We start from the raw sequence: 22,965 nt of genomic DNA on the forward strand, positions 1-22,965 counted from the left end.
TGGACCGCAGCGGCGCGGATTTGATTCCCGCCGCTTGGCCGACCAATCGCGGTGAACTTTCGCCGCAGGCTTTGGCTCGGAACCTAAGTGCATTGATTCACCGGGGCCGCGGCCCCGCCACCAGAGCGTCGAAGACGTGAAAAAGGGGTGATGCTCGATGACTGTAGAAAAACCGACCGAACAGCAATACCAGGCGCACCTGCCGTTGTCCCAGGCCCTGCTGCTGCCGCGCATTGCCATCGAGAGCATCCGCCCGGTGCTCGACGGCGGCCAGTTCGCGGTCAAGGCGGTGGCCGGCCAGGAGGTAGAGGTGGCGTGCAAGGTATTCGCCGACGGCCACGACAAACTGGCGGTGCGGGTGCGCTGGCACAACGAGCAGCAGGACAGCTGGGCCAGCCAGGCCCTGGAAGACCAGGGCAACGACGGTTGGCTGGGGCGTTTCACGGTGCCCGAAGTGGGGCGCTACCGCTTCTGCATCGAAGCCTGGATCGATCAGTTCGCCAGCTTCTGCTACGAGCTGGAGAAAAAGCACCTGGCCGGGGTTGCGGTCAGCCTGGAGCTGCAGGAGGGCCGCAGCCATGTGCAACAGGCCGCCGAGCGCAGCGAAGGGCCGCTGCGCGAGCAGTTGCTGGCGTTGCAGCGCGAGCTGTCAGGGTTGCTGGAGGCCGAGCAGGTGGCGCTGTTTCTCAGCGAGTCCAGCGCGCGCCTGATGGCCGAGGCCGATCACCGGCCCTACCTGAGCCTGAGCCCCGAGTACCCGCTGGATGTGGAGCGGCTACAGGCCCAGTTCGCCAGTTGGTACGAGCTGTTTCCCCGCTCGATCACCGACGATCCGGCCCGCCACGGCACGTTCAACGACGTTCATTCGCGGCTGCCGATGATTCACGACATGGGCTTTGACGTGCTGTATTTCCCGCCGATCCACCCCATCGGCCGCAGCCACCGCAAGGGGCCCAACAACTCGCTGAGCGCAGGCCCGGACGATCCCGGCAGCCCCTATGCAATCGGCAGCGAGGAGGGCGGCCACGAGGCCATCCACCCGCAACTGGGCAGCCGGGAGGACTTCCGCCGGCTGCTGGCGGCGGCCGCCGACCACGGCCTGGAGATCGCCCTGGACTTCGCCATCCAGTGCTCCCAGGACCACCCCTGGCTCAAGCAGCACCCGGGCTGGTTCAACTGGCGCCCGGACGGCACCATCAAATACGCCGAGAACCCGCCGAAGAAGTACCAGGACATCGTCAATGTCGACTTCTATGCCGCCGAGGCCATTCCCAGCCTGTGGCTGGAGCTGCGGGACATCGTCATCGGCTGGGTCGAGGAGGGGGTCAAGACCTTTCGCGTGGACAACCCCCACACCAAGCCGCTGCCGTTCTGGCAGTGGCTGATCGGCGAAGTGCGCCGCCAGTATCCGGAGGTGATCTTCCTCGCCGAAGCCTTCACCACCCCGGCGATGATGGCGCGCCTGGGCAAGGTCGGTTACACCCAGAGCTACACCTACTTCACCTGGCGCAACACCAAGAGCGAGTTGTCCAGCTACCTGGCCGAACTCAACCAGCCGCCGTGGCGCGACTGCTTCCGCCCCAACTTCTTCGTCAACACCCCGGACATCAACCCGCAGTTCCTGCATGACTCGGGGCGCCCTGGGTTTCTGATCCGCGCGGTGCTGGCCACCATGGGATCCGGGCTGTGGGGCATGTATTCCGGGTTCGAGCTGTGCGAATCGGCGCCGGTGCCGGGCAAGGAGGAGTACCTGGATTCGGAGAAATACCAGATCCGCCCACGGGACTTCTCGGCGCCGGGCAACATCATTGCCGAGATCGCCCAGCTCAACCGCATCCGCCGGCAGAACCCGGCGCTGCACAGCCACCTGGGGCTCAAGCTGTACAACGCCTGGAATGACCACATCCTGTATTTCGGCAAGCGCAGCGGCGACAACTTCGTGCTGGTGGCGGTCAGCCTCGACCCGTTCAACCCCCAGGAGGCGCATTTCGAATTGCCGCTGTGGGAAATGGGCCTGGCCGATGACGCCCAGACCCAGGGCGAGGACCTGATGAACGGCCACCGCTGGACCTGGTACGGCAAGACCCAGTTCATGCGCATCGAACCGGCGCAGCCCTTCGGCATCTGGCGCATCACCGCCACGTAGGAGCCGGCTTGGGCCCATGGGCCTTGTGCAGGCCCGGCCGACGCCTTCGCTGGCAAGCCAGCTCCCACGGTGGGGCGTGGTTTGTGGCAGCTGCGAATTCAATTTTTTCAGGAGCCCGACATGGCCAAGAAACCTCGCCCCACGACCTTTATCAAGGACCCGCTCTGGTACAAGGACGCGGTGATCTACCAGGTGCATGTGAAGTCCTACTTCGATTCCAACAACGACGGAATCGGCGATTTTCCCGGGCTGATCGCCAAACTCGACTACATCAAGGACCTGGGGGTCAACACCATCTGGCTGTTGCCGTTCTACCCCTCGCCGCGGCGTGACGACGGCTACGACATCGCCGAGTACCGAGGGGTCAGCCCCGACTACGGCACCCTGGCTGACGCCCGGCGCTTTATCGCCGAGGCCCACAAGCGCGAGCTGCGGGTGATCACCGAGCTGGTGATCAACCACACTTCCGACCAGCACCCCTGGTTCCAGCGGGCACGCAAGGCCAAGCCGGGTTCGGCGGCGCGCAATTTCTACGTGTGGTCCGACGACGACCAGAAATACGACGGCACGCGGATCATCTTTCTCGACACCGAGAAGTCCAACTGGACCTGGGACCCGGTGGCCGGCCAGTACTTCTGGCACCGCTTCTACTCCCACCAGCCGGACCTCAACTTCGACAACCCCCAGGTGATGAAGGCCGTGCTCTCGGTGATGCGCTACTGGCTCGACATGGGCATCGACGGCCTGCGCCTGGACGCCATTCCCTACCTGATTGAGCGCGATGGCACCAACAACGAGAACCTGCCGGAGACCCATCAGGTGCTCAAGCAGATCCGCGCCGAAATCGACGCCAACTATCCGGACCGCATGCTCCTGGCCGAGGCCAACCAATGGCCGGAAGACACCCAGCTGTACTTTGGTGATGTCACAGGCAGCGACGGCGACGAGTGCCACATGGCCTTCCACTTTCCGCTGATGCCGCGCATGTACATGGCCCTGGCCCAGGAGGATCGCTTCCCCATCACCGACATCCTGCGCCAGACCCCGGAGATCCCGGCCAACTGCCAGTGGGCGATCTTCCTGCGCAACCACGATGAACTGACCCTGGAAATGGTCACCGACCGCGAGCGCGACTACCTGTGGAACTACTACGCCGCCGACCGCCGGGCGCGGATCAACCTGGGGATCCGCCGGCGCCTGGCGCCGTTGATGGAGCGTGACCGGCGGCGCATCGAGCTGCTCAACAGCCTGCTGCTGTCGATGCCCGGTACCCCGACCCTGTACTACGGCGACGAGATCGGCATGGGCGACAACATCTACCTGGGGGACCGGGATGGCGTGCGTACGCCGATGCAATGGTCCATCGATCGCAACGGCGGTTTCTCCCGGGCCGACCCGGCCAGCCTGGTGCTGCCGCCGATCATGGATTCGCTGTACGGCTACCCGTCAGTCAACGTCGAGACCCAGTCCGGCGATCCCCATTCGCTGCTCAACTGGACCCGGCGCATGCTGGCGGTGCGCAAGCAGTCCAAGGCCTTTGGCCGCGGCACGCTGAAGATGCTGTCGCCGAGCAACCGACGGATCCTGGCCTATACCCGGGAATACACCGGGTCTGACGGCAAGCAGGAGATCATCCTGTGCGTGGCCAACGTCTCGCGCAGCGCCCAGGCCGCGGAGCTGGACCTCTCGGCGTTCGCGGGCATGGTGCCGGTGGAGATGCTCGGCGGGAACGCCTTTCCGCCCATTGGCCAGCTGAATTTCCTCCTGACCCTGGCGCCCTACGGTTTCTACTGGTTCGTCCTGGCGGCGGAAAACCAGATGCCCAGCTGGCACGTGGAACCGGCCCAGAGCCTGCCGGATTTCACCACCCTGGTGCTGAAGAAACGCCTCGAAGAATTGCTCGAAGCGCCATCGCGCACCACCCTGGAGCAGGAAGTACTGCCCAACTGGCTGCCCAAGCGGCGCTGGTTCGCCGGCAAGGACAGCGCCATCGACCAGGCGCGGATCGCCTACGGCGTGCGCTTTGGCGACCCGCAGCACCCGGTGCTGCTCAGCGAGATCGAAGTCACCAGCGCCGGGCGCAGCGAGCGCTACCAGTTGCCGTTCGGCCTGTTGGCCGAAGAGCAGATCAACAGCGCCTTGCCCCAGCAACTGGCCATGGCCCGGGTGCGTCGCGGGCGCCAGGTGGGGCTGATCACCGACGCCTTCGCCCTCGACAGTTTCGTGCGCAACGTGCTGCTGGCGCTGCAGGGCACCACCTGCCTGGACAGCGAGCAGGGCCAGATCCGTTTCGAGGCCACCGCGCAGCTGGCGGCGCTGGGCCTGGGGGCCGACGCCGAGGTGCGCTACCTGTCGGCGGAGCAATCCAACAGCTCGGTGGTGGTGGGCGGCAGCCTGGTGCTCAAGCTGATCCGCAAGGTGGCGGGGGGCATTCACCCGGAACTGGAAATGGGCGCCTTCCTCACCGCTGCCGGCTTTGCCCACATCTCGCCGCTGCTGGGCTCGGTGCTGCGCCGCGATGCCCAGGGCGAAGACCATCTGCTGATGATCGCCCAGGGCTACCTGAACAATCAGGGCGATGCCTGGGAGTGGACCCAGAACAACCTCGAGCGGGCGATCCGCGACGAGCTGGCCGAGGCCATGTCCGAGCAGGAGCAGCACTACAACGCCCTGGGCGAGCTCCAGGATTTCGCCGGCCTGCTGGGCCAGCGCCTGGGGGAAATGCACCTGCTGCTGGCGGCCCCCAGCGACAATCCGGATTTCGCTCCCGAGCACGCCACCGCCAAGGATGCCCAGGCCTGGAACCAGCAGGTTGCCGAGCAACTGGAGCGCGGGTTGCAACTGCTTCAACAGCACCAGGCCGAACTCGCGGCAGGGGAGCAGAAATTGCTCGGCAAATTGTTGCAGCATAAGGCGCTGATCCTGGGTCACATCCAGCAACTGGCCAAACAGTTGGTGGGGGGCGTGCGGATTCGTGTCCACGGCGACCTGCACCTGGGGCAGGTACTGGTGATCAAGGGCGATGCCTACCTGATCGACTTCGAGGGCGAGCCGGCCCGGCCCCTGGCCGAGCGCCGCGGCAAGCACAGCCCGTACAAGGATGTCAGTGGGGTCCTGCGTTCCTTCGACTACGCGGCGGCCATGGCCCTGGAGGCACCGGCGGTGGACGGCGCGCAAGGCGCGGCGGCGGGGCGGCGCAAAGTGGTCACGCGCTACCTGGCCGAGGCGCGCCACGCCTTTGTCCAGGCGTATCGGCTGGCGACGGCTAATCTTGCCCATGGCTGGCAGGACCCGGCGGCCGCGGATGCCGCCCTGGCACTGTTCAGCCTGGAGAAGGCCGCCTACGAGCTGGCCTATGAAGCGGAGAACCGTCCCGCCTGGTTGCCTGTGCCATTGCACGGCCTGGTGGGGCTGTTACGTGAACTGAAACCCTTTTCCGATATTGAGAGTGGTGGAGAGCAGTCATGAGTTTCTCGAACAAGGAACAGGGAAAGCAGCAACTGGCATTGCTTCCTTCGGCCAAGGCCATCGACGCCCTGGTACGGGCCGAACACCGCGATCCATTCGCCATTCTCGGGCCCCACGGCGATGGCGCCGGCGGGCAATTCATCCGCGCTTTCCTGCCCGGGGCGCTGAGTGTGCAGGTGCTCGACCGCGACCCGCAGCAGGTGCTCGGCAGCCTGCAAGCCGGTGAGGTGCCGGGGCTGTTTGTCGGGCACTTTCCCGAGGCCCGGCCCTATCTCTTGCGCATTCAATGGGCCGGGGGCGAACAGGTCAGTGAAGACCCCTACAGCTTCGGCCCCCTGCTGGGGGAGATGGACCTGTACCTGTTTGCCGAAGGCAATCACCGCGACCTCAGTTCCTGCCTGGGGGCGCAACTGACCACCGTGGACGGCATCGACGGCGTGCGTTTTGCGGTCTGGGCACCGAATGCCCGGCGGGTCTCGGTGGTGGGCGACTTCAATATCTGGGACGGGCGCCGGCACCCGATGCGCCTGCGCCATCCCTCCGGGGTCTGGGAGCTGTTCATCCCGCGCCTGCAGGCGGGCGAGGCCTACAAATACGAGATCCTCGGGCCTCAGGGCATCCTGCCGCTCAAGGCCGACCCCATGGCCCTGGCCACGCAGTTGCCGCCGGACACTGCCTCCAGAGTCGCGCCGCCCCTGACCATCGAGTGGCAGGACCAGGAGTGGATGCTGGCCCGTGGCGAGCGCCAGCGGGTGGACGCGCCGCTGTCGATCTATGAGCTGCATGCCGGTTCCTGGCAGTGCGAAGTGGACGACCTTGGAGAAGTGGCCCGCCAGTACAGCTGGGCCGAACTGGCCGAACGGCTGATTCCCTACGTCAAGGACCTGGGGTTTACCCATATCGAACTGATGCCGATCATGGAGCACCCGTTTGGCGGCTCCTGGGGCTACCAGCCGCTGTCGCAGTTCGCCCCCAGCGCCCGCTACGGCAGCCCGCAGGATTTCGCAGCCTTCGTCGATGCCTGCCACCAGGCAGGCATCGGGGTGATTCTCGATTGGGTGCCGGCGCACTTTCCCACCGATACCCACGGCCTGGCGCAGTTCGACGGCACTGCACTGTATGAGTACGGCAACCCCCTGGAGGGCTTCCACCAGGACTGGGACACCCTGATCTACAACCTGGGGCGTACCGAAGTGCACGGTTTCATGCTGGCTTCGGCGCTGCACTGGCTCAAGCATTTCCACGTCGACGGCCTGCGGGTGGATGCCGTGGCCTCGATGCTCTACCGCGACTATTCGCGCAAGGCCGGGGAATGGGTGCCGAACCGCCACGGCGGCCGGGAAAACCTCGAAGCCATCGATTTTCTGCGCCACCTCAACGACGTCGTGGCCCTGGAGGCCCCGGGCGCCCTGGTGATCGCCGAGGAGTCCACCGCCTGGCCCGGGGTCAGCCAGCGCACCGACCAGGGCGGCCTGGGCTTTGCCTATAAATGGAACATGGGCTGGATGCATGATTCCCTGCATTACATCCAGCAGGACCCGGTGTACCGCGCCCACCATCACAACGAACTGAGCTTTGGCCTGGTGTACGCCTGGTCCGAGCGTTTCATCCTGCCGATCTCCCACGACGAAGTGGTGCACGGCAAGCACTCGCTGATCGACAAGATGCCCGGCGATCGCTGGCAGAAGTTCGCCAACCTGCGGGCCTACCTGAGCTTCATGTGGGCCCATCCGGGCAAGAAGCTGCTGTTCATGGGCTGCGAGTTCGGCCAATGGCGCGAGTGGAACCACGACCAGCAACTGGACTGGTACCTGCTGCAATACCCCGAGCACCGCGGGGTGCAACAACTGGTGGGGGACCTCAACCGCCTGTATCGCCAGTACCCGGCGCTGCACGACCAGGACGACGTGCCCCAGGGTTTCCAATGGCTGATCGGCGACGATGCGATCAACAGCGTCTATGCCTGGTTGCGCTGGAGCAAGAGCGGCGAACCGCTGCTGGTGGTGGCCAACTTCACCCCGGTGCCACGCCAGGGCTATCGCGTCGGCGTGCCGGTGGCGGGGCGCTGGAGCGAGTTGCTCAACAGCGATTCGCAACTGTATGCCGGCTCCAACTACGGCAACGGTGGCGAGGCCTTCAGCGAAGAGCAGAGCAGCCATGGCCAGGCCCTGTCCCTGGTACTCAACCTGCCGCCGCTGGCCGTACTGATCCTGCGCCCTGACAGTTGACCCAGGCGTCCTGTAGCCGCTGCCGAAGGTTGCGAACGGTCTGGGCGGCGCTCCGTCGCTGGGGCGCGGGGTTTGCGAGGACGCCAACGGCTCGTCTGAAGATCGCCCAGTCAACCGGTTACAGGGAGTCGGCGGCCTCGGCGATCAGCGCGGCTACGGGCCCGGGCTGGGAGGCGAGGGAGGCGTGGCTGGCGTCCAGGTGAATGACCTTGCGGGCGTTGAGCCGGGCGGCCATGCGCTCCTGGTTCGCCGGGGCGATCATGCGGTCGGCACGGGACACCTGGTACCAGGAAGGTTTGTCGCGCCATGCCGGGGCCCCCAGGGCGTCGCCGAAGGTGCTGGCCAGCGGCGCCTTCTGGGTCAGGCCCATGACCAGCCCTTCCTGGGGGCTGAGATCCTGGCAGAAGCTCTGCTGGAAACGCTCCGGACGCACCCAGAGGTAGCCGTCGCTGTCGGGCGCCAGATTGGCGGCGGCTTCAGGCGGGAACTCCTGGGTCAGGCCACCGGGGCTTTCACCCTGGTCCGGGGCGAAGGCGGCGATGTACACCAGGCCCGCGACGTTCGGCGCATGCCCGGCCTGGGTGATCACCGCGCCGCCGTAGGAGTGCCCCACCAGCAGCACCGGCCCCGCTTGCTGGGCCACCAGTTTGCGGGTCCGTTCGACGTCCTCGGCGAGGGAGGTCAGGGGCAGTTCCACGGCGCGGATCTTCTCGTAACCGCGGTTCAGCAGTTCGACGATGACCCGGTTCCAGTGGGCGGCACCGCCCCAGAAACCGTGGACCAGGACAATCGTGGGTTGCTCGCTCATCGCTTGATTCCTTCTCTGGGCTCAAGGTTGGCCCGGAGGCGGGCGCCCCCAGGCTCGGGTTCGGGGAAAAGCATGGTCGACTCTGGCGGGAATACGGCTATTTATTCATGAATTCTGATGTGCGGCCCCAGGCGGCAGGTGCACTTCCACCGCCAGCGGCAGGTGATCGGAGAGGTGGGTCCAGGGCTTGTTGCCGAGGATCTGCGGGCGGTGGCTGTGGGCGTTGCGCAGGTAGACCCGATCCAGGCGCAGCAGTGGCCAGCGTGCCGGGTAGGTCTTGGCCGGGCGGCCATGATGGCGTTCGAAGGCTTCGTGCAGGTCGTTGCGCCGGCCCAGGGTGGCGTTGCCGTGCATCTGCCAGTCATTGAAGTCGCCGGCGATGATCACCGGTGCCTCCTCGGGTAGTGATTCGAGCAACTGGCCCAGCAGCGCCAGCTGCAACTGGCGATGGCTTTCCAGCAGGCTCAGGTGCACGCAGATGGCGTGGACCTCGGCGTGGCCGGGCACATCCAGCACGCAGTGCAGCAGGCCCCGGCGCTCGGGGCCGGTGATCGAAACATCGAGGTTGCGGTACTGGCGGATCGGAAACTTCGACAACAGGGCGTTGCCGTGATGGCCGTCGGGGTACACCGCGTTGCGCCCGTAGGCGTAGTCGCTCCACATGCTGTCGGCGAGAAACTCGTACTGTGACTGCTGAGGCCAGTTGTCCAGGCGCGAGGCATGGCGCTCGTGCTCGCCCAGCACTTCCTGGAGAAACACCAGGTCGGCCTGGGTACTGCGCACGGCCTCGCGCAGTTCCGGAAGAATGAAGCGGCGGTTCAGGGCGGTGAAGCCCTTGTGGGTGTTGACGGTCAGAACGCGTAACCGCTGGACCGCCTCGGGGTTGGGCTGGCGGGTGGAATCGCTGCTCACGCGGGCTCCTTGGAATCAGTGGCGGTTACAGATGGGACTGGCGACCGGTGTGTGCGTTCAGCTTATTTTCCACCCGCGCAGGCCTACATCAGGATGATCTCGTAGGGCAGGCGCAGGCGCTCCAGCAGCACCGGCGACAGCGACGGCTCCAGGCCGATCTCCGGCTCGCCCTGCAACTGGCTGGCATAGGCGTGGGCGGCGTGGCGCTTGCGGGCCACGGTCCAGGTGTCCAGGCGCAGCTTGCGCGCACGCTGCCAGGGGATCTGGTGCTCCTCGCGGGCCGCCCAGTGCCAGGCCCAGATCGGGATCTCATGAAAACGCGCACCCACCAGGCTCGCGGCCTTGGCCGTGGCCCGGCCCACGGCTTCGTGGTCGAGGTTGCCATCGGCGCGCCAGGTGCTGAACACCACGTCGGTGTCGCGCAGGTAGCGGCAGATGAAGGGCACCAGCTGCTGTTCCCGTTCGCTCAAGGCGCTGTCGGCAAAGCCGCCGCGGATCCACTTCAGGCTGTGCAGGGGCAGGCCCAGGCGACGCAGGGCTTCGGCGCTTTCCTGGGGCCGGAACACGCTCAGGCGGCGTTTGGGCCATAGCTCCGACCCGGGATGGCTGGCGCTGCCGTCGCTGATGGAAATCAGTTGCAGAGGGTAGCCGTGGTGGGCCAGCACTTGCAGCAAGCCGCCGCTGGCGACCACTTCGTCACCGGGGTGAGGGGCGACTATCACTGCCCGGGAGCCGGCCGGAACCAGGCTGGCCAGATTGATGGCCGGCACCTCGGCCAGGCTGCGGGCACTGTTCCAGACTTGGCTGGGCCAGTTGCTGTCGATTGCGGGTATGGCTTTCATGGGGTGTCACATCCCTGTTATCCGGGCCACGGCAAGAGCGGTTGAACCTCCGTTCAGTCGCGGCCCTGGGTTTGCACGCACGCTGATTCCTTGGTACCTGCCTCAGCGTGAAGTGCCGGTGCCCCATACCTTTGGAGCACCGCGATTCGGGGGTAATCATACACAGCCTGGAGCTTTCCACGCAGTGCCAGCCCAGGCTTATTTGCTGATTACCAAGCCCGTCACAGGGTAGACGGCAATTCTCCCCCCGGGGAGGCGCACTGACCAATGCCATGCTGTACTTCACAGCCCTGCGCAAGGTTCGTTCAGGCGCTTGAGGTAATCGCCGAACCCACCTTTGGCCCGCGAATCCAGGCGCCCGCTGGTGATCACTTGCGGATGCCGGCTCCAGGCGATGCTGGCGCCGCAGCGCTGCAACTGCCGCACCAGCTGCACATCCTCGTGGCAGGCCAGGGCCTCGAAGCCGCCGGCGCGGACATAGGCTGCAGCGCTGATGCCGAGGTTGGCGCCATGGATGTGCCGGTGGCCATCGCTGTCCTGGTAGGCGTCGTGATAGCGGATCCGGGCCTGGGGTTCGAAGCCTTCGCTCCAGCGGTCGACGGTGACGGTGCCGCAGACGGCGTCGGCGCCCAGGGCCAACTGGGCCACCAGCCAGTCTTCGGGTACGCGGCTGTCGGCATCGGTACAGGACAGCCAGCGGGCGCCGGCCTGCAGCAGCAACTGCGCGCCCGCGGCCCGTGCCCGTCCGACATTGCGCACCTGCAATTGCAGGTGTTGCACGGCGAACTGGCGGGCAATGTCCAGAGAACCGTCGGAGCAGCTGTCGAGCACCACCAGGATCGCCACGTCTTCATTGAGCTCGGGGTGGCTGGCGGCTTTCAGGGCGCAGCGCAGGCAGTCGGCCAGCAGTTGCTCCTCGTTATGGGCGGGTATCACCACTCCGATCATCGCAGGCCCTCCAGGGTCGCGACCGAATCCGCTTCGCGGCCCCAGAGGTCGAGGAGAAAGTCCGCTTCCTGGTGCTCCAGCAAGCGTGGCAGTTGCAAATGGCGATGGAGCAGTTCGTGCACTTGTCCGGCATCCAGGGGGCACTCGGCAATGGGCGGGCGCCAGTGGCAGGCCAGTAGCTGGCCATCCGCGGCCAGGGAGCCCAGGGCCCGTGCCACCAGTTGCGCCAGGTCGGCGGCGTCCAGGTAATAGCCGATCTCGCTGATGACGATCAGATCGAAGGGCCCCTTGGGCCAGTCCTGGGGCAGGCGGCCGTGTTCCACCCGGGCGTGGGGGAAGGAGCGCAAGCGCTGCCGGGCCAGGTCCACCGCGTTGCGCGCGGTGTCGTAGGCCAGCAGGCTGTCGCAGCGGCTGGCCAGTTCGGCGCTGAGTTCGCCGTTGGCACAGCCGGGTTCGAAAATGCTCCGGTAGTGGCGGCGCGGCAGGCTGGCCAGGGTGATTGCACGTTTGCGCTGTTCATACCAGCGCTGGCGAAAGGCCCAGGGATCCTGGTCCCGGGCGAACAGCCCTTCGAAATAGCGACTGTCGACACTCATAGGAACACCACCTCAAAAGGTTGCAGCAGACGCTCGATGATGTGCGGTGCCAGCACGGGCGCCAGGCCGATCTGCGGGTCGCCCTCCAGTTGGCTGGCAAAGGCGTGGATGGCATGGCGCTTGCGGGCCACCTGGGCAGGGCTGAGCAGCACCTTGCGGGCCCGCTCCCAGGGCAGCTGCCGGCCCTCGGGATCGGCCCAGTGCCAGGTCCAGATCGGCAGTTCCTTGAGGCTTGCGCCCGTGGCCCGGGCGGCCAGGGCGCTGGCCCGGCCCACGGCTTCGTGGTCGCAGTGGCCGTCCTCGCACCAGGTGCTGAACAGCACGTCACCGGCGCGCAGGCAACCCTGGATGAACTGCGTCAGGGCGGCTTCGTCCCGGGCGACGCGGCTGTCCTCGAAGCCCGCGCGCAGCCAGGTGAAGCGCTGCAGCGGCAGGCCCAGGCGGCGCAAGCCTTCGGCGGACTCCTGGGGCCGTACCTGGCTCAGGCGCTGTACCGGCCAGCGCCGGGAGCCGGGATGGCTGGCGCAACCATCGGTGACCGAAATCAGCAGCAGCTCGCGCCCCTGCGCCGCCAGCAGTTGCAGGAGGCCGCCACAGCCGAGGATTTCATCGTCCGGGTGCGGGGCCACAATCACCGCCCGCGCTCCTTGCGGGACCAGGGTTCGAATATCCACCGCGGCCATGGCCTGCAGTTGCGAGGAAGCCTGCCAGGCCCGCAGCGAGGTGCCGCGACCGACAATCGGATTGGCTTTCACAGTTGCCATCCTCCCGGGTCCGCTGCAGCGTGGGCGGCGTTGGCCAGCTGTTGCCCGAGAATGGCCAGGTCACGCTCGGCATGGCTCTGGCGGATGAACACCGGCAGGTCCGCCAGCAGCCGGGCGAAGTGCCGGTCCAGGCAATAGGGGCCGGCGCCCAGCGCCCGGCCGACGTGGTGCAGCACGCTGTCGACGCAGGCCTCGGTCACCGCCCGGGCGCGCCGGGCCAGCAACTGGCAGTCGGCCTGGGGCGCCTGATCCAACTGCCGGGCACTGTGGCGCAGCACGCAGGCGGCCTGATGCAGGGCGCTGTCCACTGCCCCCAGGTGGGCCAGGGCATGGGGCTCGTCGCGTTTGGCGCAGTGTTCGCGCAGGGGGTGTGCGATGGCCTGGGCGGCCCCCAGCCAGCAGGCGGCGATGCCGATGGCGCCTTGCCAGAAGCCCGGGCGCTGCAGGTAGTCATCCGGCCCGCCGACCCATTGGCCACGAGCCTCGTGGAAGTCAACCCGCTGGCTGCCGGTACTGGCCATGCCCACCGCTTGCCAGCTGCCGCTCTCGACCTGCACCCCGGGCTGGTCCAGGGCCACCGCCACCAGGCGTTGGTGGCCGTCGGCGTCCCAGGCGGTGAGCAGGGCATGGCTGAGCACCTCGGCCCCCGAGCACCAGGCCTTGGTGCCGCTGAGCCGGCAGTGCGGGCCATCGGCAACGGCGTGCACCCGGGCCTGGGGCGGCTCCGCGGCCCAGGTGCCCCAGGTGGTGCCGGGGGGCACGGGGCAGCCCAGTTCCGCCATGATCGCCAGGGCGTCGGTGTGCCCCTCGTAGAGCTTGCACAGGCCCAGGTCATGGCCGGCGACCCTGGCCAGGGCCTGCCAGCGTTGCAGGGTGGCGCCCCCGGCGGGCAGTGGCAGGCGGTCGAGCCCGGCACCCACCAGGGCGTCCAGGCACAGGCCCAGGGCGCGGGTGTCGGCATGCCCCAGGTCGGGGGAGTGATGCAGGAAGCCTTGCAGGTCCATGTTCAGTCTTCTTCCTCATGTTGCAGTTCGAACAGCAGCAGGGAGCGCCCGGTCACCGAATACTCGTGGCCGAAGGCAAAGCGTTCCTGGCCGCGCACCGCCGGCTGGTTGGTGTCGAGCATGCAGGTCCAGAACTCCCCGGCGGGCACCTCAGGCAGGCGGAAGTTGACGATGTCGTGGTGGGCGTTGACCACCAGCAGCAGCGTGGCATCGGCCCCGGGGCGACGGATCCCGGTTTCCTGGGCGCGGCCGTCCAGCAGCATGCCCAGGCAGCGACCATGGGGGTCCTGCCAGTGCTCGGTGGTCATCTCGCTGCCGTCGGGAGCCAGCCAGGTGACGTCCTTGACCCCGATGTCCTCGTTGTAGCTGCCCACCAGGAAGCGCCCGCGCCGCAGGATCGGGTAGCTCAGGCGCAGCTTGATCAGGCGCTTGACGAACTTGAGCAGGGACTTGCCGTCGTTATCCAGCTCCCAGTTGACCCAGCCGATCTCGCTGTCCTGGCAGTAGGCGTTGTTGTTGCCGTGCTGGGTGCGGGCGAATTCGTCGCCGGCCACCACCATCGGCGTGCCCTGGGCCAGTAGCAGGGTGGCGAAGAAGTTGCGCATCTGGCGCAGGCGCAGGGCGTTGATCTCGGGGTCGTCGCTGGGGCCTTCGACGCCGTGGTTCCAGGACAGGTTGTTGTTGCTGCCGTCCTGGTTGTTCTCGTCGTTGGCTTCGTTGTGCTTGTCGTTGTAGGACACCAGGTCGTGCAGGGTGAAACCGTCGTGGGCAGTGACGAAGTTGACCGAGGCGTAGGGCCGGCGGCCGCGCTGGTTGAACATCTCGCCGGAGGCGGTCATGCGCCCGGCAAAATCCGCCAGCTGGCCGTCATCGCCCTTCCAGAAGGCCCGCACGGTGTCGCGAAAGCGATCGTTCCATTCCACCCAGCCCGGCGGGAAGTTGCCCACCTGATAGCCGCCGGGGCCGCAGTCCCAGGGTTCGGCGATCATCTTCACCTGGCGCAGCACCGGGTCCTGGCGGCAGGCCACGAGGAAGCTGTGGCGCTCGTCGAAACCGTCGTGGTAACGCCCGAGAATGGTCGCCAGGTCGAAGCGGAAGCCGTCCACGTGCATTTCCGTGGCCCAGTAGCGCAGCGAGTCGGTGACCATCTGCAACACGCAGGGGTGGCTCAGGTCCAGGGTGTTGCCGGTGCCCGAATCGTTGATGTAGAAGCGCTTGTCGTCGGGCATCAGGCGGTAGTAGGAGGCGTTGTCGATGCCGCGCATGGACAGGGTCGGGCCTTGCTCGTTGCCTTCGGCGGTGTGGTTGTAGACCACGTCCAGGATCACCTCCAGCCCGGCTTCGTGCAGGTGGGCGACCATTTCCTTGAATTCGGCGATCTTGCCGCTGGCCAGGTAGCGCGGGTCGGGGGCGAAGAAGGCGATGCTGTTGTAGCCCCAGTAGTTGGTCATGCCCTTGTGCAGCAGGTGCTGGTCGTTGACGAAGGCGTGGATCGGCAGCAGCTCCACCGACGACACCCCGAGCTTGCGGATGTGCTCCAGCACGTCGTCCACCATCAGCCCGGCGAAGCTGCCCCGCAGGTTCTCGGGCACCGAAGGGTGGCGCATGGTGAAGCCGCGCACATGGGTCTCGTAGATGATGGTCTTGTCCCAGGGCACGCTGACCCGCTGGTCGTTGCCCCAGGTGTGGGCCGGGTCGATGACCTTGCACTTGGGCACGAAGGGCGCGCTGTCGCGCTCGTCGAAACTGAGGTCGGCATCCGGGTGGCCGATGGTGTAGCCGAACAGCGCCTCGGACCATTTCAGCTCGCCCACCAGTTGCTTGGCATAGGGGTCGATCAGCAGTTTGTTGGGGTTGAAACGGTGACCGTTGGCCGGGTCGTAGGGGCCGTGCACGCGGTAGCCGTAGATCAGCCCCGGGTGAGCGTCGGGCAGGTAGCCGTGGAAGATTTCGTCGGTGTATTCCGGAAGTTCGATGCGTTCGAGTTCCACTTCGCCGGCATCATCGAACACACAGAGCTCGACCTTGGTGGCATTGGCCGAGAACAGCGCGAAGTTGACCCCCAGGCCGTCCCAGGTGGCGCCGAGGGGGAAGGGCAGGCCTTCACGAATGCGCGAGGGTTCGCTCTCGGGAGTGGCGGCGGGCTGCTTGGATCTGCTCATGGTTGCTCCTGCAGTGAGACGGTGACGGGCCGGGCCCTTTCTTCAGGGCGAACGCGACCCTTATGGCGCGCGGGCGCGCCACGGGTTGACGAGGACGAGATGGCCGGCGGGTGTCAGTTGGCCGGCGGTTTGCGCGGCGCCCGGGGCTTCTTCGCCGCCGCGGGTTTTTCTCCCGGGGGCACTACCACGGCGGCGGCCGACTTGGCCTTGGGCTTGGCCGCGCTCTTGGCGGCGGGCTTTCCGGTGGCAGGCTTGGCCTTGCCGGCCTTGGGTGGCGTGCTTGGAGCCAGGGCTTCGGCCTCGGCGAGCTTGCGGGCCATGTCCCAATGCCGGGCTTCCTGGCCCTCTGGCTTACCTTCCGACTCCCAGATCTGATAAGCGAATTCACGAATGCGTTTGTCGTCGGTACTCATCGCAATGCTCCTGGACTGAATTCAAGGTTGAATCAAAAGGTTGAGCGCAAAGTCTTGCAGTGCGGCGCTAAGCATCAGCTCCCTGTGGGGTGTGACTGCCACCGTGGAAAAAAGTCCATTCAGCTTTTGCCCCGAGGCGTCGAACGGTAGCTGCACCCGGGTATCGCCCCACAGCGGCGCCTCGATCAAGGGCATTGCGCGATCCTCCAGCAGGCCGGCGACCCGCACCGGCACTATCACCACTGCCCGTTGTGCACCGTGCTCGCGCATGAACGCCAGGACCCGCCCGGCATGCTGGCCAAGCACCGGCAGCGGCTGGTAGCGGCCCCGACGAAACAGCTCCGGGTACTGGCCACGCAGGTTCAGGGTGCGGGCGATCAAGGCTTGCTTGATGCGTCCGTCGTGCCACTGGGCCAGCCACTGGCGTGGTTCGCCGCCGCGCTCCAGGGCCGCCTGTCGGGCCGGGTAATCCACCGGCCGGCGGTTATCCGGGTCCACCAGGCTGAAATCCCAGAACTCGTTGCCCTGGTACAGGTCGGGGACCCCAGGCACGGTCATGCGCAGCAAGGTTTGCGCCAGGCTGTTGAGGGCGCCCGCCGGGGCAATGGCCCGGGCCGCCGCGGCAATCGACTGGCGCAATGCCAGGCCCTGGGGCGCCAGCAGCAGGGCCTGGACAAAGGCCTGCACGGCCTCTTCGTATTCTGCGTTGGGCGCCGCCCAGCTGCTTTGCAGCTTGGCCTCGCGCAGGGCCTTGAGCTGCCATTGCCAGATCCGCTCTTCATAGCCTTGCAGGGCCGCCTGATCCTCGGCCCCCAGTTCCAGGGGCCAACTGCCCAGTAGGGTCTGGTAAAGGATCAATTCGTCCCCCGCCGAAGGCGCATCCGCCTGCTGGCGCAAGGGCGCGGCCAGAGTGCGCCAGTGCTCTACCTGGGCGGCATACCAGGGGGCCCGTTCGCTGAGTACCGCCAGGCGCGCGCGGCTGTCCTCGCCTCGTTTGTGGTCGTGGGTGGCGCTGGTCAGCAGGTTGTCGGGGAAGCTGGCCAGGCGTTGCTGGCAGGCCGTGTGGAAGGCGGCGATCGGCGCACTGAACTGTTCGCTGTTAAAGCCCACGTCGTTGCGTGCCAGCAGCACCGCCGAGCGGTAGAAGGCGGTGTCTTCCACGGCCTTGGCCGCGGCGGGCGAAGTCAGTTGCTGGAAACGCACACAGGCGTGGCGCAGCAGCTTGCGCCCACGGCCCGGAGGCTGCTGGCGCCAGCTTTGGCCGCCGAGCCAGCGCTCCAGGCAATCGAGCACCGGCCTGTCGGCCTCGCCCAGGCTCTGGCGCGCGCCATCCAGGGCCTGCTGGAATAACTGCTGGTCCTGCTGCCCGCGGCCACAGGCGCTGATATAGGTGCGGTACACCGGGAAGTGCACGATCAGTTCCTGCAAGGCGCGGCGGATGGCCCCCAGGGTCAGGTCGCGGCTCATCAGGTCCAGGCGCGCCACCTGCAGCAAGGCCTGGGCCACGCTTTCAAAATCGCTGGCCAGGGAGCCGTTGAGAATCTGCTGACGGGCCAGCAGTGCCTCTTCGGCGAACGCCGCGGGGCGCTGGCTGTGCCGGCTCCACAGTTGGGCCAGCACCGGCTGGCCTGCAGGGGCCTGCTGCAGCAGCGACAGCTGGTTCATGAACTCATAGCCGGTGCTGCCATCCACGCCCCAGTCGCGGTGCAGGGTTTCCCCGGCGCCGAGGATCTTCTCGACGTAGATCGGCAGGTGCTGGCCCGGGCGCAGGCGGTCGATCCGGCGCCGCAGCTTGCGGCAATAGCTGCGCGGGTCGGCCAGGCCATCGATATGGTCGATGCGCAGGCCATCCACCAGGCCACGCTGGATCAGCTCGAAGATCTTGCCGTGGGTGGCTTCGAACACCGCCGGGCGCTCGACCCGCAGCCCGCCCAGTTCGTTGACGTCGAAGAAGCGTCGCCAGTTGATGTCGTCGGCGGCGGTGCGCCAGCTGGCCAGGCGATAGCTCTGCTGCTCCAGCAGACGGTGCAGGCGCTGGAAACCTTCGTCGTGGCGTGAGTCGTAGCCTTGCAGGTGGGCGGTGACGGCCTGGTGCAGCGCCGGTTGCTGCAACAGCTGGCCCAGGGCCTGCTGCAGCGGTTGTGCCTGGGCGTGGGCGTCGCCGCTGAAACGCAGGGCGGCAAAGCTGTCGGCCAGGGGTTTGAGGGCCTGGGCGGCGTCCGGCGGGCCGGCCAGGCGCAGCAGTTCCCCGAAGTCGGCGGGGCAGATGGGGAAACAGTGTTCATAGTGGCGAACATGGAAACCGCAGCGGTCGTCGTCCAGCTGCAGTTGCAGGCTGCCTTCCTGCAAGGCCTGCCCATAGTCGCTGCCGAGGAAGGGCAGCAACAGCTGGCCTTCCATCAGCGGGTCGGGGGAATGCCACTGGATATCGAAGAACTCACCGTAAGGGCTCAGGCGCCCCCATTGCAGCAGGTCCAGCCACCAGGGGTTGTCATTGCCGCCCACCGCCATGTGGTTGGAGACGATATCCAGGATCAGGCCCATGCCGTGCTGGCGCAGGGCATCCACCAGCCGTACCAGGGCCGCCTCGCCCCCCAGCTCGGGGTTGACCCGGGTGGGGTCCACCACGTCGTAGCCGTGCATGGACCCGGCCCGCGCGCAGAGCAGTGGCGAGGCGTAGAGGTGGCTGAGGCCCAGGCCGGCGAAGTAGGGCACCAGGGGCAGCGCATGATCCAGGGTGAAGCCCCGGTGAAATTGCAGGCGCAGGGTGGCCCGTGGCATGGGCGTGGTTGGCGGGCTCATCGGTCACGCTCCAGGGCCTGCTGTCGGGCGCAGGCCAGCAGTTCCAGGCGCCGCGCCGCGTCGCTGTCGTCCAGCAGGCACCGGCTGGCAGTGGCCAGGCGCCGGCGCCAGTTGGGGTGGCTGTCGAGGGTGCCGGGCAGGTTGGCCTGTTCGTCGATGCCCAGGGCGTCCTCCAGGGGCAGCAGCACCAGGGGCGCCCGGGTGTGGCCGAGGAAACGCACGCTGGCATCCACCACCTGGTCGGCCTCGTGGCTTTCTTCGCGAAAGTTCTGCGGGTCCTGGGCCAGGGCGTGGCGCAGGCCGTTGCGTTCGTGCTGGCGATGTTCGCGCCAGTGCCGCGCCGCCGCTTCGTCCACCAGGCCCAGGCGCTGGTTCCAGTCGATGTCGCGGCCATGCCACCAGCCGTTGAGGGTCGGCAGGTCATGGGTGCTGGTGGTGGCCAGGGCATTGTCCGGCCAGTCAAGGATGGGTTTGAAGTGGCAGCCGTGGTCCTGTTCGAACAACAGCACACGCATGCCGAGCATGGCCCGGGCGGCGAGTTTTTCCCGCAGCCCGTCGGGCACTGTGCCCAGGTCTTCGCCCAGCACGATGGCCTGGTGGCGATGGGATTCCAGGGTCAGCAGGCGCAGCAGGTCGTCCACCGGGTAATAGAGGTAGGCGCCATCGCTGGGGGGCGCGCCCAGGGGAATCACCCACAGCCGTTGCAGGCCCATCACATGGTCGATGCGCAGGCCCCCCGCATGGGCGAAGTTGGCCCGCAGCATTTCGATGAAAGCGCGGAAACCATGGCGTTGCAGGCCTTCCGGGGAAAAGGCCGATATGCCCCAGCTCTGGCCCTGGCGGTTGAGGATGTCCGGTGGCGCGCCCACCGTCAGGTTGGCCAGTAACTGCTCCTGGCGGCTCCAGGCCTGGCTGCCGCCGCCGTCGGCGCCCACCGCCAGGTCGGCGATCAGGCCGATGCCCATGCCGCTGCTGCGGGCCGCGCTTTGCGCTCGCTCCAGGCTGCGGGCGATCAGCCACTGGCAAAAGGCATGGAAGCCGATTTCGTGGGCCTGTTCCTCGGCGAAATGAGCCAGGGCCGGGCTGGCCGGATCACGCCATTGCGGCGGCCAGTGACGCCAGTCCAGGTCCTCGCCACGGGCAGCGCGCTGGGCCTGGATGGCTTCGAAGCGGCAGTGGTTTTCCAGGGCTTCGCCGGCCGCCCGGCGGTAGCTGGCGAAGTCCTCGTGCAGCGGGTGCTCGCCCTGGCAGAAGCCTTCGTACAGCGCCCGCAGCGCCCGCAACTTGGCCTGGGCCGCCAGGGGCCAGTCGATCAGCGGCAACTGTTCCAGGTCCTGCAGTTGCTCGCCCAGGCCGCAGGCTTCGATGGCGGTGCGCCAGGCGCGGTCGCCGAGGATCGCGCCAGGGGCGGCATACAGGCTGTTGAGGAACAGCCGGCTGGAAGGTGAATAGGGGCTGTAGCGCAGCGGATCGCTGCTGAACATGGCATGCAGCGGGCTGATGGCCAGGGCATCGGCGCCGCGTTCGGCGGCCTGGCGCGCCAGTTCCTCCAGGGCCTGGGTATCACCGAAGCCGCCATCGCCGGGGTGGCGCAAGGCGTACAGCTGCACGCTCAGGCCCCAGGCCCGTGGGGTGGATTGGTGCACGGCGTCGGCCACGCTGAAGCAGCGTTCGGGGGCCACCGCCAGGACAAAGTGTTCGTCGTCGATGCTCACGGCGTGGTAACCCACCGGAATCGAGCCCGGCAGCCGGCTCTCGGCATCCAGGTCCAGGTGCAGCGGGCTGCCGTCCTCCAGCCGCAGGAAACAGGCCGTGTGCGGGGGGAAGTAGCGCGCCAGGTCCAGGCTCTGGCCGTGGTCGGCGGTCAGCAGCGGTGGCAGGTGCCGGCTCTGTTGCACCCCTTGCAATTGCAGCAGGCTCTGTTCGACCTGCTGCGGGTCTTCGGCCGGATGCCCCAGGCCGGCCAGGACAGCCCGCAGGACTCGGTCCTCGACCCTCTGGGCACGGCCGTTGGCATCGATCCAGTCCACTGCCAGGCCGGCGCGGCTGGCAAGCAGTTCCAGTTGCGCATCGCTCATAGGCATTCTCCATCTGGGTCGGTCGGGGAAGCGGTGGGGGCCAGCAGCACCAGCACGCTGTAGGCAGGCAGTTGGCCCTGGCACCAGTGCTTGAGGGTGTGCGGCGGGTATTCGAAGCACAGTTGCGGCGCAGCCTCGGCGGCCAGTTCGACCTGGTGCGGGCTGAGGTTGAGGTCGATGCGCAACAGGCTGCCGTCCCCCAGGCGCCAGCGCGCACTCAGGGCGCCTTCGGCCAGTACCTGGCAGCCCAGGGCCCGGGCGCCGGGCAGGCGCGGAACCAGCTCGCGGTGGCGGATCTGCAACAGGCTGCGGTACAGCGCGTGGGTGGCCTCGGCCTGCCGGGACTGGGCCCGTGGGCGCGAGGCCTGGAAGGTCGAGGCGGCGTTGGGGTCGGGAATGCGCTGGCGCTGCTCGGCGTCGGCAAAGGCACTGAAGGCGGCGAATTCGTTACGCCGGCCCTCGCGCACCGCTTCGGCCAGCTGGCCCTGGTGGCTGGTGAAGAACAGGAACGGCTCCTGGGCGGCCACTTCGTCGCCCATGAACAGCAGCGGAATCATCGGCGACAGCAGCAACAGCACCGTGGCCGCGTGCAGGGCCTGGGTCGGCGCCAGTTGGTTGAGGCGCTCGCCAAAGGCGCGGTTGCCGATCTGGTCATGGTTTTGCAGAAACAGCACAAAAGCGCTGGGAGGCAGGTGGCCGCTGGGTTCGCCGCGGGCCTCGCCATGTCGGTTGGCATGGCCCTGAAAGGCGAAACCCTGGCTCAGGCAGCGGGCCAGTTGCTCAGTGGGCTGCTCGGCGAAGTCGGCGTAGTAGGCGTCGGTTTCGCCGGTCAGCAGCACATGCAGGGCGTTGTGGCCGTCGTCGTTCCACTGTGCGTCGAAGCCTTGTTGCAGCAGGCTGGCCTGATTGAACTCGTTCTCCAGGTTGAGCCACACATGGCGATCGGGTGGCACTGCCTGGCGGACCCGCTGCGCCAGTTGCCGCAGGAAATCCGGATCGTCGATGGCGTGCACCGCGTCCAGGCGCAGGCCGTCGAAACGGTACTCCAGCAGCCACATCAGGGCGTTGTCGATGAAGAACTCGCTGACCTGCGGGCGGCGAAAGTCGATGGCAGCGCCCCAGGGGGTGTGCAGGTCCTGGCGAAAGAAGCCCTGGGCGTACTCCTGCAGGTAGTTGCCGTCGGGGCCGAAGTGGTTGTAGACCACATCGAGGATCACGGCGAGGCCCAGGCCATGGGCGGTATCGATCAGCGCGCGCAGCTCGTCGGGCGAACCATAGGAGGCTTCCGGGGCGTAGGGCAGGACGCCGTCATAGCCCCAGTTGCGTTCGCCGGGAAACTCCGCCAGGGGCATCAGCTCGATGGCGGTCACCCCCAGTTCCACCAGGGCCGGCAGGGCGTGCTGTACCGCCTGATAGCCGCCCATGACCCCCACGTGGAGTTCGTAGATCACCGCCTCGTGCCAGGGCCGGCCGCGCCACTGCGGGTGCTGCCATTGATAACGCTCGGGGTCCACCACCAGGCTTGGCCCGTGGACGTCACCGAGCTGGGCCCGGGACGCCGGGTCGGGGACCTGGATCCGCTGGTCGATATTGAAACGGTAGGCGCTGCCCGCGGGGCAGCGCGCCTGGGTCATGAACCAGCCTTCGGGCTGGGGCTGCATGGGCAACGACTGGCCGTCCGCCAGTTCGACGCTGACGCAGCGCGCATCCGGCGCCCACAGGGCGAACCGGGTGTGCTCGGCATCCAGCAGCCGCGCGCCATGAGTCCAGGTGTGCAGCGTGCTTGGGGGCATC

The 22,965-nt window shown here is 67.2% G+C and carries 15 protein-coding genes; 3 read left to right on the forward strand and 12 right to left on the reverse strand.

Annotated features, from left to right (window positions below; genetic code table 11):
* Positions 1 to 157 precede the first annotated feature (157 nt).
* From AC07R1_RS04205 to glgB, 3 genes are all read left to right on the forward strand, one after another.
* Complete coding sequence (locus AC07R1_RS04205; protein WP_053151444.1) at positions 158 to 2,146, forward strand: alpha-1,4-glucan--maltose-1-phosphate maltosyltransferase; 1,989 nt, start codon at positions 158 to 160, stop codon at positions 2,144 to 2,146.
* 120 nt (positions 2,147 to 2,266) lie between these two features.
* Positions 2,267 to 5,614, forward strand: coding sequence for a maltose alpha-D-glucosyltransferase (gene treS / locus AC07R1_RS04210; protein ID WP_495110176.1), 3,348 nt, complete (start codon positions 2,267 to 2,269; stop codon positions 5,612 to 5,614).
* Positions 5,611 to 7,842, forward strand: a complete 2,232-nt coding sequence (gene glgB / locus AC07R1_RS04215; protein ID WP_495110177.1) for a 1,4-alpha-glucan branching protein GlgB — start codon at positions 5,611 to 5,613, stop codon at positions 7,840 to 7,842. Before treS ends, glgB begins: the two co-directional genes overlap by 4 nt.
* 118 nt (positions 7,843 to 7,960) lie before the next feature.
* Here glgB and AC07R1_RS04220 read toward each other — a convergent pair whose 3' ends face one another.
* From AC07R1_RS04220 to treZ, 12 genes are all read right to left on the reverse strand, one after another.
* Positions 7,961 to 8,650 carry an alpha/beta hydrolase gene (locus AC07R1_RS04220; protein ID WP_015635519.1) on the reverse strand — a complete coding sequence of 230 codons (690 nt, stop codon included), beginning with the start codon at positions 8,648 to 8,650 and terminating at the stop codon, positions 7,961 to 7,963.
* Positions 8,651 to 8,755: 105 nt separating this feature from the next.
* On the reverse strand, positions 8,756 to 9,562 hold the full coding sequence (locus tag AC07R1_RS04225) for an endonuclease/exonuclease/phosphatase family protein (protein ID WP_011061165.1): 807 nt from the start codon (positions 9,560 to 9,562) through the stop codon (positions 8,756 to 8,758).
* 83 nt (positions 9,563 to 9,645) lie between these two features.
* Positions 9,646 to 10,404 carry a PIG-L deacetylase family protein gene (locus AC07R1_RS04230; protein ID WP_401399982.1) on the reverse strand — a complete coding sequence of 253 codons (759 nt, stop codon included), beginning with the start codon at positions 10,402 to 10,404 and terminating at the stop codon, positions 9,646 to 9,648.
* A 282-nt stretch (positions 10,405 to 10,686) separates the two neighbouring features.
* A complete protein-coding gene (locus AC07R1_RS04235) occupies positions 10,687 to 11,352 on the reverse strand; it encodes a glycosyltransferase family 2 protein (protein ID WP_015635520.1) in 666 nt (221 codons plus the stop codon).
* Positions 11,349 to 11,948 (reverse strand): class I SAM-dependent methyltransferase, encoded by a 600-nt coding sequence (locus AC07R1_RS04240; RefSeq protein ID WP_011061168.1) that lies wholly within the window; start codon positions 11,946 to 11,948, stop codon positions 11,349 to 11,351. Before AC07R1_RS04240 ends, AC07R1_RS04235 begins: the two co-directional genes overlap by 4 nt.
* The gene (locus tag AC07R1_RS04245; protein ID WP_401020058.1) at positions 11,945 to 12,703 is read right to left on the reverse strand and encodes a PIG-L deacetylase family protein; all 759 of its coding nucleotides are present in this window, start codon (positions 12,701 to 12,703) and stop codon (positions 11,945 to 11,947) included. Before AC07R1_RS04245 ends, AC07R1_RS04240 begins: the two co-directional genes overlap by 4 nt.
* Complete coding sequence (locus tag AC07R1_RS04250; protein WP_495110178.1) at positions 12,700 to 13,716, reverse strand: acyl-CoA dehydrogenase family protein; 1,017 nt, start codon at positions 13,714 to 13,716, stop codon at positions 12,700 to 12,702. Before AC07R1_RS04250 ends, AC07R1_RS04245 begins: the two co-directional genes overlap by 4 nt.
* A gap of 2 nt (positions 13,717 to 13,718) precedes the next feature.
* Positions 13,719 to 15,878 (reverse strand): glycogen debranching protein GlgX, encoded by a 2,160-nt coding sequence (gene glgX / locus AC07R1_RS04255; protein WP_011061171.1) that lies wholly within the window; start codon positions 15,876 to 15,878, stop codon positions 13,719 to 13,721.
* Positions 15,879 to 15,991: 113 nt separating this feature from the next.
* A complete protein-coding gene (locus AC07R1_RS04260; RefSeq protein ID WP_015635523.1) occupies positions 15,992 to 16,291 on the reverse strand; it encodes a DUF2934 domain-containing protein in 300 nt (99 codons plus the stop codon).
* Between the two features lie 21 nt (positions 16,292 to 16,312).
* The gene (locus AC07R1_RS04265) at positions 16,313 to 19,093 is read right to left on the reverse strand and encodes a malto-oligosyltrehalose synthase (RefSeq protein WP_495110179.1); all 2,781 of its coding nucleotides are present in this window, start codon (positions 19,091 to 19,093) and stop codon (positions 16,313 to 16,315) included.
* Entirely contained in the window at positions 19,090 to 21,171 is a 2,082-nt protein-coding gene (gene malQ, locus AC07R1_RS04270; protein WP_495110180.1) for a 4-alpha-glucanotransferase, read from the reverse strand. Before malQ ends, AC07R1_RS04265 begins: the two co-directional genes overlap by 4 nt.
* Positions 21,168 to 22,964 (reverse strand): malto-oligosyltrehalose trehalohydrolase, encoded by a 1,797-nt coding sequence (gene treZ, locus AC07R1_RS04275; RefSeq protein WP_495110181.1) that lies wholly within the window; start codon positions 22,962 to 22,964, stop codon positions 21,168 to 21,170. The genes malQ and treZ overlap by 4 nt, the downstream gene beginning before the upstream one ends.
* Position 22,965 lies beyond the last annotated feature (1 nt).

It is taken from the genome of Pseudomonas sp. GW821-FHT07F01 (assembly GCF_059418825.1).

Excerpts from the sequence above, each read along its gene's own strand:
- AC07R1_RS04205 (WP_053151444.1), top strand. The coding sequence starts at position 158 with ATGACTGTAGAAAAACCGACCGAACAGCAATACCAGGCGCACCTGCCG.
- treS (WP_495110176.1), top strand. The coding sequence starts at position 2,267 with ATGGCCAAGAAACCTCGCCCCACGACCTTTATCAAGGACCCGCTCTGG.
- glgB (WP_495110177.1), top strand. The coding sequence starts at position 5,611 with ATGAGTTTCTCGAACAAGGAACAGGGAAAGCAGCAACTGGCATTGCTT.
- AC07R1_RS04220 (WP_015635519.1), bottom strand. The coding sequence starts at position 8,650 with ATGAGCGAGCAACCCACGATTGTCCTGGTCCACGGTTTCTGGGGCGGT.
- AC07R1_RS04230 (WP_401399982.1), bottom strand. The coding sequence starts at position 10,404 with ATGAAAGCCATACCCGCAATCGACAGCAACTGGCCCAGCCAAGTCTGG.
- AC07R1_RS04235 (WP_015635520.1), bottom strand. The coding sequence starts at position 11,352 with ATGATCGGAGTGGTGATACCCGCCCATAACGAGGAGCAACTGCTGGCC.
- AC07R1_RS04240 (WP_011061168.1), bottom strand. The coding sequence starts at position 11,948 with ATGAGTGTCGACAGTCGCTATTTCGAAGGGCTGTTCGCCCGGGACCAG.
- AC07R1_RS04250 (WP_495110178.1), bottom strand. The coding sequence starts at position 13,716 with ATGGACCTGCAAGGCTTCCTGCATCACTCCCCCGACCTGGGGCATGCC.
- glgX (WP_011061171.1), bottom strand. The coding sequence starts at position 15,878 with ATGAGCAGATCCAAGCAGCCCGCCGCCACTCCCGAGAGCGAACCCTCG.
- AC07R1_RS04260 (WP_015635523.1), bottom strand. The coding sequence starts at position 16,291 with ATGAGTACCGACGACAAACGCATTCGTGAATTCGCTTATCAGATCTGG.
- AC07R1_RS04265 (WP_495110179.1), bottom strand. The coding sequence starts at position 19,093 with ATGAGCCCGCCAACCACGCCCATGCCACGGGCCACCCTGCGCCTGCAA.
- malQ (WP_495110180.1), bottom strand. The coding sequence starts at position 21,171 with ATGAGCGATGCGCAACTGGAACTGCTTGCCAGCCGCGCCGGCCTGGCA.
- treZ (WP_495110181.1), bottom strand. The coding sequence starts at position 22,964 with ATGCCCCCAAGCACGCTGCACACCTGGACTCATGGCGCGCGGCTGCTG.